The organism is Phaeobacter sp. S60 (genome assembly GCF_000826845.1).
GTDB classification, from domain to species: Bacteria; Pseudomonadota; Alphaproteobacteria; order Rhodobacterales; family Rhodobacteraceae; genus Phaeobacter; species Phaeobacter piscinae.
Window position 1 is genome coordinate 13922 of record NZ_JSWJ01000024.1, and the last position, 14215, is coordinate 28136.

General features: G+C 61.4%; 9 protein-coding genes. 2 read left to right on the forward strand and 7 right to left on the reverse strand.

Annotated elements, in window-relative coordinates; all coding sequences use genetic code 11:
• Nucleotides 1-49: 49 nt before the first annotated feature.
• The 5 genes from OO25_RS19270 to OO25_RS19290 form a co-directional block, all read right to left on the reverse strand.
• Nucleotides 50-973 (reverse strand): hypothetical protein, encoded by a 924-nt coding sequence (locus OO25_RS19270; RefSeq protein WP_040171822.1) that lies wholly within the window; start codon nucleotides 971-973, stop codon nucleotides 50-52.
• A gap of 279 nt (nucleotides 974-1252) precedes the next feature.
• Nucleotides 1253-3163 carry a transporter substrate-binding domain-containing protein gene (locus OO25_RS19275; RefSeq protein WP_242407075.1) on the reverse strand — a complete coding sequence of 637 codons (1911 nt, stop codon included), beginning with the start codon at nucleotides 3161-3163 and terminating at the stop codon, nucleotides 1253-1255.
• A 326-nt stretch (nucleotides 3164-3489) separates the two neighbouring features.
• Nucleotides 3490-4359 (reverse strand): PRC-barrel domain-containing protein, encoded by an 870-nt coding sequence (locus tag OO25_RS19280; protein ID WP_040171826.1) that lies wholly within the window; start codon nucleotides 4357-4359, stop codon nucleotides 3490-3492.
• Between the two features lie 151 nt (nucleotides 4360-4510).
• Nucleotides 4511-5593 (reverse strand): ParB N-terminal domain-containing protein, encoded by a 1083-nt coding sequence (locus tag OO25_RS19285; protein WP_040182144.1) that lies wholly within the window; start codon nucleotides 5591-5593, stop codon nucleotides 4511-4513.
• A 1-nt stretch (nucleotide 5594) separates the two neighbouring features.
• Nucleotides 5595-6965 carry an AAA family ATPase gene (locus OO25_RS19290; protein ID WP_014876591.1) on the reverse strand — a complete coding sequence of 457 codons (1371 nt, stop codon included), beginning with the start codon at nucleotides 6963-6965 and terminating at the stop codon, nucleotides 5595-5597.
• An 807-nt stretch (nucleotides 6966-7772) separates the two neighbouring features.
• Here OO25_RS19290 and OO25_RS19295 point away from each other — a divergent pair.
• Nucleotides 7773-9050, forward strand: a complete 1278-nt coding sequence (locus tag OO25_RS19295) for a replication initiation protein (protein ID WP_040182230.1) — start codon at nucleotides 7773-7775, stop codon at nucleotides 9048-9050.
• A 72-nt stretch (nucleotides 9051-9122) separates the two neighbouring features.
• On the opposite strand, the gene OO25_RS19300 is transcribed toward OO25_RS19295, so the two are convergent.
• Nucleotides 9123-10586: a multicopper oxidase family protein gene (locus tag OO25_RS19300; protein ID WP_040182146.1), complete on the reverse strand. Its 1464-nt coding sequence runs from the start codon at nucleotides 10584-10586 to the stop codon at nucleotides 9123-9125.
• A gap of 131 nt (nucleotides 10587-10717) precedes the next feature.
• Nucleotides 10718-11653: a hydrogen peroxide-inducible genes activator gene (locus OO25_RS19305; RefSeq protein ID WP_040182148.1), complete on the reverse strand. Its 936-nt coding sequence runs from the start codon at nucleotides 11651-11653 to the stop codon at nucleotides 10718-10720.
• Nucleotides 11654-11913: 260 nt separating this feature from the next.
• Between OO25_RS19305 and katG the strand changes: the two genes are divergently transcribed.
• Nucleotides 11914-14082, forward strand: coding sequence for a catalase/peroxidase HPI (gene katG, locus OO25_RS19310; protein WP_040182149.1), 2169 nt, complete (start codon nucleotides 11914-11916; stop codon nucleotides 14080-14082).
• Nucleotides 14083-14215 lie beyond the last annotated feature (133 nt).

Consider the following 14215-nt stretch of genomic DNA (forward strand, 5'->3'; position numbering starts at 1 on the left):
CATAGGGCGCTCTGCTCCCGGCACGCGGATCAGCGGCGCCGGGGGTGGATCAGCCGATCACCGTGACACCGGGAATGTTGCGGATCAACTCGACATCCTCGAAGTAGCGATCCGTCATCGTATCGACAAAACCCTGCGACCAGCCGGGCAGGTCGATTTCTTCCTCTACCGCATCTTCGGAGTGAAAATAGGACAGGAACAGCTCCCGAACCTGATCGCGCTGTGCCTCGCTCAGCTGCGGGCGTGCGGTCAGATAGGCCTCCAGCCGCCGGGTGCCTTCTTCGGTCATCGCCTGCCGCAGAATATCCGTCTCACCGGCAAAGCGGTAGCCCGCCCCCTGCCCGGTGATCTGCCCCAACACCCGCGGCCACACCACCGGGGTTTCTTCGTTGCACCAGACGGTGATGCCGCAATCGGGATTGGCGCTCAGGATATCGCCGACCACCTCGGACCAGCGCAGCTCCATCAGATCCGTATCCCCGGCAAACCCGTACCAGTCCTTCTGCGACTGCGCACCAAAGGCGGTGGGCACCAGTGTCGCCGGATTGCACAGGCCCAGGAAAAACTCACAGCGTGTCTGCGGAAACACCGCGCGCAGCGCGGCGGTATTGGCCCCGGCGTTCTTGTACAGGCGCCCGCCGTTCAGCATCCAGGCCGGTACGCCCAGAACGCTCGACATCGACAACACCACCCGCGACACATCCGCCTCGCGCAGCACCCCATCGAGAAATGCCTCACATTCCAGTTCGCCCACACCTTCCTTTGCAGCACGCCCTTTCAGATCGGTCAGCTCCTTCAGATAGGTGCCCGGACGCCGCACCAGCACACCCTCCTTCAGCAGCCGCCCTGCATCCTTGCGCAGGGACCAGACCAGCTGATCCTCATCGGTGAACGGCGCGCCGATATGCAGCGCAACGGTCAGCTCTTCCGACCCTTGCGCGGGCGCGGTCGAGAAGCTCTGCTGTTCTGTCATATCCAACTCCGCCCCGGGGATGTTGCGTGATAGGTGGCACCGGATCCGTCGCCACAGCCGAAACTGTAACCGGCGATCCCGATCCCCAAACCGGGAGACCCACCCCGCAGAATTGCCGCGGTGTTTGTCTTAGTTTTGTCCCAATTTTGTCCTTTCTGTAGCGAGCGCCCGGAAGAAGAGTCAATGCACCGACCCGACCCCCGCACGCCCCGCTCACAGGATCGGCGATCCCTGGCCGATCGCAGCCCCCGCCGGCGAGCGCCGCAGTGCCGTATCGCCCTAGCCCGCTGTTTGCCGCAGGTCTACAGTTTCACTTTGCATCGCAGAGCGCGGAAAACTCACCTCGAATACCGCCCCGCGTGGCTGTGCCGGCCGGACCTGCACATTGCCACCCCAGCTCTCCACCGTTTTCTTAACAAAGGCGAGCCCAAGCCCGCTGCCCTCGGTCGAGGCAGACAACCGGTGGAACGGTGCAAAAATCTGCTCACGATGCTCTTCCGGGATGCCCGGGCCGTCATCCTGCAGCGACAGTGTTACCACGTCACCGTCGCTCTGCGCGCTGAGAATAATGGTGCCGCGGTTCCGGTCATGGTGCTGCAACGCATTCACGATCAGATTGCGCATCACCATGTCAAAGGCGATGGGATTGACCCGCAGATGGGGCATGTTGGCCTCGATGATCACCTCGATCCCTTCGCGCGGGCCCGCCAGATCCAGCACCTCCTGGAGGCGCGGCGACGGCTCGATCACTTCGGACCGGTGGCTTTCGCTTTGGGTGGTTGTATAGACCAGAAGATCCTGAACCAGCCGCATCATCCGATGGGACAGCCGTTCCATCTGCAACCAATTGGCCTCAACATCCTGCGGCAGGGTGATGCCTGCCTCCTCCATATCTTCGGCCATGAACTCGATCAGATTGAGCAGGCTGAACAGCGGCGCCTTCAGATCATGCGCCGCGATGGCGGAAAAGGTGCGCAGCTCTTCATTCGCCACCTCGAGCGAAACCGCCTGCTGCGCAATGGTGTCCTGCTGGTGCTGCAACTGGGTCACATCCACCCGCAAAGACGCGAAATGTCCCGCGCCCAATCTGACATCGCGCGCCTGAAACACCCGTCCATCCTGGGTCCTCACTTTGCGCATTTCACTCTGGCCGCGGTGCAGCGCTTCAATGATGCCGTCCACCTTTTTCAGGATCTCAGCGTCGCTCAGATCATTCTGAATAGTGCCATCAAAATAGGATTGAAGGATCATCTGGCGCATCGTTGCGCCTTTTTTTAACGATGGTACCATGCTGGGAAAGATAACTTCGAACCCGTGGTTCCAATGGATCGCCTTGAGATCGCTATCAAAGATAACGATCGCCGCCGCCACCTCATCCAATGCACCGATCAACAGCTGATCACTGGCCCGGTCCCGCGTCAGCTCAGCCGATTGGTTTCTATAGTAGAAAAACCAGTAGCCCAGCACCAGGATCGCAGCCAGCATTGCCGCCGAAATCAGCAATCCCCAACGCACCAGCACATTATCCCAAAGCGTGCGCGACCGGCCAAACCAAGTCTGCTCCAGCTTGGCCAGGAACTCAGCCGATATGCTGCTATCGATCGCCGCATTCAGCTGCGCGCGCAGCGGCTCATTGTCCGCCGCGACCACAAACCCGTATGCGCTGGTCACCAGCGGGGGTGACAGCGGCGCAATCCGATCTTCAACTTCGGCCATGCGCAGCCGCATCAGAAAGCTATTATGCGCCGACACCACGGCGTCAATCTCGCCCGTCAGCAAGGGCAGGATCAGATCGTCAGTCGTCTCAAATTCCACCAGATTTGCGAAGGGGATCAATCGCGCACCGGAAATCGCGAAACTGCCTCGCACCACGCCGACAGTGGTTCCGGTCAGATCGCCAAGATTTTGAATGGAGCCACTACCCCGCACAAACACCTGTAATTCAAAGGCGCCCAACTTCTGTGTTGCCAGTCCCGCCGCCAGCCGTTCCGGGGTCAGCGCCAGCAACGAGGTCACTTCCGCTGCCCCGCTGCGCAGTTCCTCCAGCATGCCTGCCGGGTTGCGATTGGGCAGGAACACCACCTTGCGCCCGGCCGTATCGGCAATCCGGCGCATGATATCAATGGACATACCCTGCGGCTGCCCCGCCGCGTCAGTAAAGGAATACGGGTGGAATTCCTCGTAGGTCATTCGGATCGGCTCCGCTGTCGCCGTACTCGCGAGGGACAAAAAGATGCCTGATAGTATCACTGGCAAGATCTGCCTGATCATGGAGATGTAAAGAGCCTGCAAATTCCGTCCAGTCGTCGGTGCCGAAAGTGACGCCCATCTGGCCAAGAAATGCTGAACTGACCGTTAAAGTTGGGCGTTCGGTATAGTTTTAGTCATTAATTAGCGCAAAAAAAGTGGTCGATATGGAAGAACTTGACGAAATAATGGGCGCGATGCATCAGCACCACGCCCCGAAAGAGTGACCGCCAGCGGCAGATCGCCGCTGACGATGGTTCATATTGGGATTACTTCTCGTAATCAGGCAGCTGTTCCAGCTCGTCCTTGCTCATCGACACATAGGCGCGCAGGTCGTCGCCGTCATCGGCGCGCAGAATGTCCATCTTGCTCAGCTCCAGCTCTACGGGTTTTTCACCCAGCCCCAAGAAGCCACCGATGTCCGCAACAACCGACTTCACCTTGCCGTCGCTGGTCAGATTGATTTGCGAAACCTCACCGATCCACTCATCCTTGCTGTCATAGAGCGGTGCACCGGTCAGCTGCTCGCTGGTCAGATCTGTTGTGGATGCCGTCACGAAGCCCTCTCGGGTGAAGGGATCCTTGGTCGCGTCAAAAGCGGATTCAGCTGTCTGCTCGGCATCGTCTACCAATGCATCCGCGTCGTCCTTGATTTCGCCGGCAGCCGCAGTGGTCTCCTGCTTCATCTCCTCGACGTCCGCGCTCACCTGGCGGGTCCAATCATAGGTCGGCGCCTCTTTCAGCGCATCGGCCGAAGCCTCCATCACCAGGAAGAAGTCGTTCAGGTCTTCGGCAGTGGAACTGTCGGCGACAAATTTCACCGATTTCATATCCACGGCGACTTGATTTTCGCCCATGCCGAGGAAGCCGCCGATATCAACCAGAACGGAATCCACGGTGCCGTCGCGATTCAGCACCACATCGTTGATTTCACCAATGTCGTCCCACTCTTTCTGTACGCCAGCGTATTCGGTCGCTTCCTGACCATTTTCGGCGCGGTAAACGCGCATACCAATGAATTCGGACGCATGGATCGCCATCGGATCAACCTCAGCGCGGAACATATCGCCGTGACCGTCAGCCAGAACGGCAGTCGCAGGTGTCAGGGCAATCGCGGTAGAGAGAAGCAGATTCTTCATTTTTTTCATCCTCTTGTTCTGTCAGCGTAATGCTTGCTGTTACTGGTGGGATAACTCGACCAGTTCAAATATGGTTCCATGGTTTCAAATTTTTTCTGGGGGGCATTGTGATTTTTCCACGTGGTCTGGCGATGCCCGGAAATTCAATCTCCTACCCCAGCCGATCCTCAATCAGCACCAGCAGCGCCTCCACCTCATCGGGATCAAGGCTGCGCCCTTTGAGATCGATCCGTACCGCCGCGGGGGCCACTTCTGCCGATAGATCGCCGCCAGAAGACAGCTTCCGCGCCGCCAGACGGGTGACCTGACGCGGGCGTCCACCACGGGGTTTAACCTCAGATGTCGGCCCCGCATCTGCCAGTACCGCCTCCAGCAACCGCCACTCGGCCCGCTCATCCGTGGGATCCGCCCCGGCCAAAGCAGAGCGCAACGCCCCCTGCCCGCCCGAGCGCAGCGCCGCCGCCAGTTTCAGCCCGGCCTTCTCCGACAGCGCATTGGGGTAGCGCAACAGATCGCCCAGCCCCTCATGCACGGCAGCAAAGCTGCGCACCTTGGAGCGTTTCGCCTTGGAGGCCGCGCCGAACAACGCATCCACCGCCGCCTCGACCGAGGCAAACACCCCCTGCCCCGCCACCAGCACCGCGATGCGCCCGCGTTCATAGGGCGTCAGATTGGCGCGCAGCTCGTTTTCTTCGATCATCGCCACATAGGCGCCAGCACTGTCAGCCCCGCGCCGCAGGAAGGCCGGGATCGCGGCAAAGCCGTCCTCGCTCCGGTTCAGCCGCGCATAGGCCTCCAGACGGCGGAAGCCGGAGACCAGACCGTAGCCCTCCTCCAGCGCGATCACCTCAACCGGGCTGCGCAAACCATGGGTGCGGATCGACGCGGTCAGCTCGTCCAGCTCCTCCTCGTCCATCTGCATTCGATCCCGGCGCAGATAGTCGCGGTCGATCTCCGCCAGCGGGATGCGCAGCACGGTTTCGCCCGCATCCTCGGCGGCGCGCCAGCGCTCGGCGTCCGCCTTGTCGCGGGCCATTTCCACCCGGTCCGCAACCGATGCCATGCCATGCAACTGCGCCGCCTCAGCCGAGACTTTGGCGATGGGCGGCGCGCTGGCCGCGACACCACCGGGCGCCGGATCAAAAGGATTGATGCCGGGTTTCGTCGCGAAACCCTCCTCGATGGCTTCGATCTCGGATGCGTCGGGGGCGCTCAGCCGTCTGCGTTTTGCCATATTACTCCGCCTCTTCCATCTGGGTGTCGCGCCACCAGCTGCCGATGAGCAGCTCTTTGAATTCCGCATAGGTCCGATCAAAGGTCTCGCGACCGCGGACATAGGTATCGCGGTTGAAGTCGCGATAGTCTGCTTCGTAGATCCCATTCACCTGTTCTCCCGCCTGCCCAACAAGGGCGGTGACATCCTGACGGTAGGCGTTCATGAAATCTCCGAAATAGGCCTGGATCACATTCGCCATATCCGTCTGCTGACTGGCGTCAAAGCGCGTGATCAGCGCCCTTACTACATCCCATTCAAATTTAATTTCCGGCAAACCAGCCGCGCGCTGTGCCATATTCTCCCCCTCCTCGATGGAGGCAAAGGTGGAATAGAGCATATCGAAAAACCGCCCGGTGGAGTCGAACTCAAGGAACGACGCGCCCAGCGGCACCAGCAGAATATCCGCCGCCGCCAACGCATTGATGGTCAGATAGCCAAGCGCCGGGGGCGTGTCGAGGAAGACGATATCGTAGTCATCCAGAATGCCCTCCTGCTCCAAAAAGTTGCTCAGCGCATCCCACAGCGGCCAACTGCGCAGACCCATCCGCCACACCGGAATCTGAAATTCCGCCCAATAGAGATTGAGCTGCGCACCAATCAGATCAATGTTGGACCAATGGGTTTTCTGAATGACGTTTCGCGACGAAACCCGCAGCGCCTCATTCAATGTCTCATCCAGCGGCAGTTCCGGCTCCCCGGCGGCTGCGCGCACGGCGTTTTCCGCCACCACCGATTTGGCATAGTCCTTGGCGATCAGCGGAAAGACGGTGGACCATTCATCCTCCACCGTGCCGCCGAGGATGGAGGTCATCGAGCCTTGGGAATCCAGATCAATCACCAGCACCTTGTAACCATCCAGCGCGGCGGACATCGCCAGATGCGCAGCGGTGGAGGTTTTGCCAACGCCGCCTTTGAAGTTGGCGACCGCCGTTACCTTGGCAGGCACGCCTTTGGGGCGGTAGGGCAGGTATTCCTTGGTTGAGATCCCTTCGGAGGCGAAATGCTGTCGCAGCGCCAGAACCTCCTCCAGCGTGAACCATTTGGAACCGCCTTCGCCTTCGCCCTGCGGCAGGTCGGGATGGTTCTTCAACACCCGGCGCAGATGCTGTGGCGCCACCGGGATCAGATAGCGGGTGATCTCCCAGGTGGAAAATTTGCGCAACCGCTTTTCGCCATCGGGGGCATATCCGCGCCGGGCCAGATCTTCGCGGCCCTTGCTGCACATGGCAGCCGCCTTGGCAAAACGGGTGGTCTGGATCGGATCCGGCAGCTTGGCGGCGGCCTGCTCCGGGTCCAGATTGAAATAGGGAGGCAAGGTGGGAGAGGTCATGAAGCTGCTCGATCTCTGTGCATAATTTATGCTGGGTCTATGCGCGTGTTTTCTGTTTTCGCTTATATGCCAGAGAATAGGGAACATCTCCGGTGCTGCATAGGTGGTATGGACCCATCACGGGGATTTTTCCGGGTGCCTTATCCGCGCAAAGGGAGGTTTCGCGGCGAAACGTTCCTGTTTTCCCTCAAAAACTCAAAAATAGATCACAGCTAAACGTTTATATTTTTTAGAATCTTTAGAGTCTTTGGTATGGATTATATACCTGATTACAGTCACTTACCCCAGTATGGGGACCCGGCTTCGGGTTCAAGGGCACCCAGATACAGGATCAAAGGGACCCATCAGCAGGATAAAAGGGGCCTGAACGCGGGGCAAAAGGCGCCGATTCTCAGGATAGTGATCTTTGTCGATTGGGCCCGTCCTGCCGCGCAAACCACCCTGATGACGTCCCATGATAGATCGCCATACGGTCGTGATACAGAGCCTGATGCGCTATTTTTGACACTGATCGGGCAAAATATGTGGTGCGCACTGGGCGCGCGCTCTGTGCCTCTGCGGCGCAACACCCGGCGGAATCATGCGATGCTGGGCCGGTGCCGCGATTCGCAAGATCGGCGCCTCAATCAGCGGGCGTCCCGTGAACGGGTACCTTTTAGACGACACCTGCCACAGGGGCCAGCTTAGTGGGGGCGCTGAGGCCGGGCTAGGCTGCCCGCAAAAGGAACCCATGCGCGGTTGTCGTATGGGTTCCTTTTGTGGCAGGGTATGGCGCAAAAGAGAGCGATGATGACAGGCAGTGATTCCATGGCAGAGCCCAGCTTTGACGAAGAGCGGCTGACCGGCGCGTTGACCCGCGAAACGGTGAAGAAAAACGTGGCTGCGATCCATATCAGCGGCAAGCTGACGCTGCTGCAGCGCAAGCTGTCAAATGTGCTGCTGCTCAACGCCTATGACACGCTGACCTCCGCGCGCAGCCATACCATCGACGCGCGCACTTTGGCGATGATGGTGGGGTACAATTCCAACGATATCGACAGCCTGCGCGCCAGCCTGCGGGCACTGGCGGAAACCGTCGCGGAGTGGGATATGCTGGATGAGCAGGGCCATCAGGAATGGGGCGTCTCTTCGCTGCTCAGCTTTGCCAAGCTGAAAAACGGTGTTTGCGAATACGCCTATTCGCCGGAGCTGGCCAAGAAACTGCATGACCCGAAAATCTTTGCCCTGATCAACGTCAAGATTCAGCGCAACTTCAGTTCCGGCCACGGGCTGGCGCTCTATGAGAATTGCTACCGGTTTGTGCGCACTGGCTCCACCGGCTGGTGGGGGCTGGACATCTTTCGCAAGCTGATGGGGGTGGATGGCTCCGCCTATTACGAGAGTTTCAAACATCTCAATGCCAAGATCATCAAACCGGCGGTGGCCGAGGTCAATAAATCCTCCGACATCATTATCGAACCGCAGACCCGCAAGAAGGGCCGCGCGGTCAGCGAAATCCGCTTTCTGATCCGCGAAAACCCGCAGATGGCGATGTTCCAGATCGACGACAGCGAGGGGCTGCGCCAGCAACCGGTCTATAAGGCACTGCGCGGGCAGGGGGTCTCTGACCGGCTGGCGCGGCAATGGATCACCGAACACGGGGCCGACTATGTGCAGCAAAAGCTGGACTATGTGGCGGGGCAGGGTGCGGTGAAATCACCGCTGGGCTATCTGCGCGCCGCGATTGACGGCGATTACAGCCTGTCGCCGGAGGGCACAGTGACGCCGCCGGTTTCAGCCGAGGAAGAGGCCCGCATTCGTGAGGCACAGGCGCGCCGTGACGCCGACGCCGCAGCCGAGGCCGCCGCCTTTGACGCGCGCGTCGCCGCCCGCCGTGATCGCGCCCGCCATCTGGATATCGTCGAAACATTGGTTTCGCGGCGAAACCCGACCCAGCGCGATGCGGACAAGCGGCTGTTCCTGTCGGGGCTGGACAGCGATCTGGACCGTGAGCATTTCCGCCAGCACGGCTGGCGTTCGGCGCTGAATGCCGGTGCGATCATCGCCTTCTGGCAGGAGTTGGAGCCGGAGGCTTTTGACGGCTAGACCGGCTGTCGTGGGTGCTTCGACCTGCAGCCGCTGCTGTCCCCCTATCTGGAGGACGGCTGACAGGGCCAATCAGGCCAGCACCCGGATATAGCCCGCCAGCCCGGTTTTCTGATGTTCGATCACATGGCAATGGAACGCCCAGTCGCCGGGATTGTCGGCGACCAGCGCGACCTCAATGATTTCGTCCTTCAGCAGCAGCGCGGTATCGGTCCAGTTCGACGGCAGCGTCCGCTTGTTGGAGCGCAGCGGGCGGAACACCAGACCATGCAGATGGATCGGATGGGCGTTCGGGCTTTCATTGCGCAGTCGCAAAATGACGCTTTCGCCGCGATTGAACACCGCCAGCGGGTCGGCACCGGGGGTCTCCGGATCGGCGGCATCGCCGGGCCAGGGTTTGCGGTTGATCGACCAGAACGTATAGCCCAGCGAACCGCAGTAGCCGTTTTGCGGTGCGCCGCCTTCGGGCGTCCAGCCAAAGATCAGATCCTCAACCCGTGCATTGGCCAGATCGGGTTCCGGCACATCATTGGCGGGCAGGGGGGGCAGCTCAGCCAGATCGCGACCAAGGTTTGTCCCGGTGGCGCGGATCCGGGCGAGCCGTCGCGGTCCGCCGGGAAAGGCGGTCATGACGTCGACATAGGCGCCCTCAATGCGGGGCATCTGCAGCGCGATATCCAGACGTTGGCCGGGTGACAGCAGGGCAGGGGCCTGATCGGTGGGCCAGTCAATGACCTCGCGCAGCGGGTGACCATCAGCGGCGATCACCTGACCGTTGGCGCCTGTCACATAGGGTTTGTAAATCCGCGCCGTATCGGTGGCCGCCAGTCGCAACCGCAGCAACCCGCCGGTGGGCGCCTCATAGATCGGGTCACTGTCCCAATTGGCGGTGATCACGGTGCCAAAGGTGCCGGAGCGCGCCGCCCCCCGCGCGGTCCAGAGTTTCAGCCAGTCGCCGTTGGGGCGCAGGCGAAAATCCCGCAGGTTCAGGGCGACATCGGCGTCAAATCCGGGGTTTTCCGCCTCTTCCACCACCAGCACGCCGGTCAGTCCCATGGCCATCTGATCCATGGTCATGCAGTGCGGATGATACCAATATGTGCCCGCGTCCATCGGGGTGAAGTGGTAGTCAAAGCTCTCTCCCGGTCCGATGGGAAACTGGGTCAGATAAGGCACCCCGTCCATGGCATTGTCGAGCCGGATGCCATGCCAGTGCATTGCCGTGTAATCGGGCAGCGTATTGGTGACCCGCGCGGCAAAGGGCTGGCCTTGTTTGAGGCGAATGACCGGCGGCGGGCCATCAGGGCGGGTGGAGATCAGCCCCTCCGTCGGGGCGTCGGCAATGGTGTAGCGGGCCTGCTGGATAGGTAGGGGCAGGGGGGCGGTCGTGGGGTTGGTGTTGGCGCGCGCCTTTGCCTGGGCCGAGGCGGTGATCTGCGCCCCAGCGAGGCCAAGCGGGGCCAGCACCCCGGCGGCGGTGCCCAGTTGCAGGGCGCGGCGACGGTTGAGGCGCGGGGAACGACGGGCTGAGGTCATGAGATCACCGGGTGTTGCTTGGGTGTTGGCGGGGCAGGGGATTGGCTGCCGTGGCTGTCGGGCGCAGGCTAGCGGCTTTGCCCGGCGGGGGTAAGATCCGGCGCGCAGGCTGCGACGGAATACCCCGGTTTCTAAGGGGCCACGAGCGATCCGCGGGCGGTGCGCAGAACCGCCCCGATTTTGCGGAACAGATCGGCGCGCACGCTGGTCGGCCGCCAGGCCAGGGTGACCCGGCGCGGGCAGGCATCGGCCAGCGGCGTCATCACCACGTCCTGACCTGCTGCCACCCCGGCATCAATGGCCAGATCGGGCAGCAGGGTGATGCCCAGCCCCTCGCTCACCATCGAAATCAGGGTAGAGAGCGAGGTGGCGGCAAAGCTCTCATCCTGTTGAATATCCCGTTCGGGAAAGGCGCTGAGCGCGTGGCGGTGCAGGCAATGCCCCTGTTCCAGCAGCATCAGCTGGCGCCCGTCCAGATCCGCGCCGCGAATGGTGGCGCCGGGGATCTGTGGTGGTGCGGGATCGGTTGGCGGGGCCGCCAGATGGTAGCCATCGTCAAACAGGTGCAGCGTGTCCAGCCCGGCGGGCGCATAGGGTTCGGCATAGATCGCCAGATCCAGCCGCCCGCTTTGGACCCCCTCCAGCAGCTGGCCGGTCATTTCCTCGCGCAGATAGAGTTGCAGATCGGGAAAGCTGGATTTCAGCGCAGGCATGGCGCGCGGGATCAGGAAGGGGCCGATTGTGGGGATGGCCCCCATGCGCAGGGTGCCGCCCTCCGGGCTGGCCTGGGCGGCGGCCAGTTCCTCAATCTCGCGGCTGTCCTGCAACAGCTTGCGGGCGCGTTCGGCGATCTGGGCGCCAACCGGCGTCAGGATGACCGAGCGTTTGGTGCGCTCTGCCAGGGTGACGCCCAGTCGCTCCTCCAGCTCCCGCAGACCAACGCTGAGGGTGGGCTGGCTGACATAGCATCTCTCCGCTGCGCGGGAGAAATTCAGCTCATCCGCAACGGCCACAAGGAAGCGCAGCTGCCGTAATGTGAGGCTGGTGTTATAGGGTGCGTCTATCATGGGGCGGTTTTTAATCCGTTTTTACGGGGGCGGGCAAGCGGTGCCCACGTAGGGTTCCACCCCGGCTGAGGTGGCATGTGTCAGAATGATCCGCAGCTGAGGACGAGACCTGTGATAGCTATTTTCTATATAAGAAATCCTGATTTATCATTTCTGATAATCACACCCCCCTGTTAGCCTTTGCCCGAGAGATCCGGTCCCAGCGCTCTGCAAAGGGGGGACCACCGGCTCATCATGACCCAAGACCCAGGAGAGACAACATGCAGCAAGGTGACGGACACACAGGCGGAAAATGCCCGGTTCTGCACGGAAGCAACACCAATACCAGCGCCGGTGTGGCGGATTGGTGGCCCAATACGCTGAACCTCGACATTCTGCACCAGCACGACCGGATGACCGATCCGATGGCAGAGGGGTTTGATTACCGTGAGGCGGTGAAATCGCTGGATGTTGAGGCGCTTAAGGCCGATTTGACCGCATTGATGACCGACAGTCAGAGCTGGTGGCCTGCGGATTGGGGCACCTATGCCGGCCTGATGGTGCGGATGGCCTGGCATTCGGCCGGCACCTATCGCGCGGCGGATGGCCGGGGTGGGGCGACCACCGGCAACCAGCGCTTTGCACCGCTGAATTCCTGGCCCGATAACGTCAACCTCGACAAGGCGCGCCGCCTGTTGTGGCCGATCAAGCAGAAATACGGCAACGCGCTGTCATGGGCGGATCTGATCGCACTGGCAGGCAATATTGCCTATGAATCCGTTGGCCTGCCAACCTATGGGTTCTCCTTTGGTCGCGAGGATATCTGGTCGCCGGAGAAGGACGTCTATTGGGGCGCGGAAAAGGAATGGCTGGCTGCCGGGCGGTATGAGGACGGCGCGGATCGCGACTCGCTCGCCAATCCGTTGGCGGCGGTGCAGATGGGCCTGATCTATGTGAACCCGGAAGGGGTCGGTGGGGAACCGGATCCGCTGCGCACGGCGCAGGATGTGCGGATCACCTTTGAACGCATGGCGATGAACGACGAGGAAACCGTCGCATTGACCGCAGGCGGTCACACCATCGGCAAGGCGCATGGCAATGGCCGCGCCGACGCGATTGGCGCTGATCCCGAAGGCGGCGGTCTGGCCGAACAGGGGCTTGGCTGGAGCAACAGCAACGGCACCGGCCATGGGCGTGACACCATGTCCAGCGGTATCGAAGGGGCCTGGACCACCAATCCGACCAAATGGGACAACGGCTATTTCTACCTGCTGTTCACCTATGACTGGGAGCTGAAGAAAAGCCCGGCGGGCGCCTGGCAGTGGGAGCCGGTCAACATCAAGGAAGAGGACAAGCCGGTTGATGTGGAAGATCCCTCGATCCGTCTCAACCCGATCATGACCGATGCGGATATGGCGATGATCAAGGACCCGGAGTATCGCAAGATTTCTGAACGGTTCTACAAGGATCCGGCCTATTTCGCCGATGTGTTCGCCCGCGCCTGGTTCAAGCTGCTGCACCGCGATATGGGCCCGCGCGAGCGTTACATCGGCCCGGAATCACCGCAGGAAGATCTGATCTGGCAGGACAATGTGCCTGCGGGCAGCACAGCCTATGATGTGGCCGCGACCAAGCAGCTGCTGCGCGATTGTGGCCTGCCGCAGGCTGAGATGATCGCGACCGCCTGGGACAGTGCGCGCACCTTCCGTGGCTCGGATCTGCGCGGTGGCGCCAATGGGGCGCGCATTCGCCTGGCGCCGCAGAAGGACTGGGTCGGCAATGAACCGGCGCGTCTGGAGCGGGTGCTGAAAACCTATGAGGTGATTGCCGAGCAGACCGGCGCCAGCCTTGCCGATGTGATCGTGCTGGGCGGTGCCGTGGCGATCGAAGCGGCGGCCGAGGCCGCAGGCGTGGCCCGCGAGGTGCCCTTTGCCCCCGGTCGTGGCGATGCCAGCGCCGAGGCGACGGATGCCGCCTCCTTTGCGGTGCTGGAACCGGTGCATGATGCCTTCCGCAACTGGTTGCAGGGTGATTTCGCCGCCTCAGCGGTGGAGATGATGCTGGACCGGGCCCATTTGATGGGGCTGACGGCGCAGGAGATGACCGTGTTGCTGGGCGGATTGCGGGTACTGGGCGTCAACCATGGCGGCAGCAAGCACGGGGTTTTCACCAACCGCGAAGGCGCGCTGAGCACCGATTTCTTCGTCAACCTGCTGGACATGGGCAATGTCTGGCGCGCGGCGGGCGATGAGGTCTATGAGGTGGCCGACCGGCAGAGCGGCGATGTGAAATGGACCGCCACCAATGTGGACCTGGTGTTCGGCTCCAATTCCATCCTGCGCGCCTATGCCGAGGTCTACGCCCAGGACGACAACCGCGAGAAATTCGTCGAGGATTTCATCGACGCCTGGACCAAGGTGATGACCGCCGACCGCTTCGATCTGCACTGATCGCCGCAGACACAACGCAACCCCGTCCGGCAGTTGATGCCGGGCGGGGTTTTTATTCCGGAATAAAAAGCACGGGCACCGAGAATAGACTGAGACCCTGACGCGTAACCCTTAGGTGAGCGGCCCGGCATGG

What these genes read in the sequence shown, in the direction of transcription:
- OO25_RS19270 (WP_040171822.1), bottom strand. Translation starts at nt 973, where the DNA reads ATGACAGAACAGCAGAGCTTCTCGACCGCGCCCGCGCAAGGGTCGGAA.
- OO25_RS19275 (WP_242407075.1), bottom strand. Translation starts at nt 3,163, where the DNA reads ATGACCTACGAGGAATTCCACCCGTATTCCTTTACTGACGCGGCGGGG.
- OO25_RS19280 (WP_040171826.1), bottom strand. Translation starts at nt 4,359, where the DNA reads ATGAAGAATCTGCTTCTCTCTACCGCGATTGCCCTGACACCTGCGACT.
- OO25_RS19285 (WP_040182144.1), bottom strand. Translation starts at nt 5,593, where the DNA reads ATGGCAAAACGCAGACGGCTGAGCGCCCCCGACGCATCCGAGATCGAA.
- OO25_RS19290 (WP_014876591.1), bottom strand. Translation starts at nt 6,965, where the DNA reads ATGACCTCTCCCACCTTGCCTCCCTATTTCAATCTGGACCCGGAGCAG.
- OO25_RS19295 (WP_040182230.1), top strand. Translation starts at nt 7,773, where the DNA reads ATGGCAGAGCCCAGCTTTGACGAAGAGCGGCTGACCGGCGCGTTGACC.
- OO25_RS19300 (WP_040182146.1), bottom strand. Translation starts at nt 10,586, where the DNA reads ATGACCTCAGCCCGTCGTTCCCCGCGCCTCAACCGTCGCCGCGCCCTG.
- OO25_RS19305 (WP_040182148.1), bottom strand. Translation starts at nt 11,653, where the DNA reads ATGATAGACGCACCCTATAACACCAGCCTCACATTACGGCAGCTGCGC.
- katG (WP_040182149.1), top strand. Translation starts at nt 11,914, where the DNA reads ATGCAGCAAGGTGACGGACACACAGGCGGAAAATGCCCGGTTCTGCAC.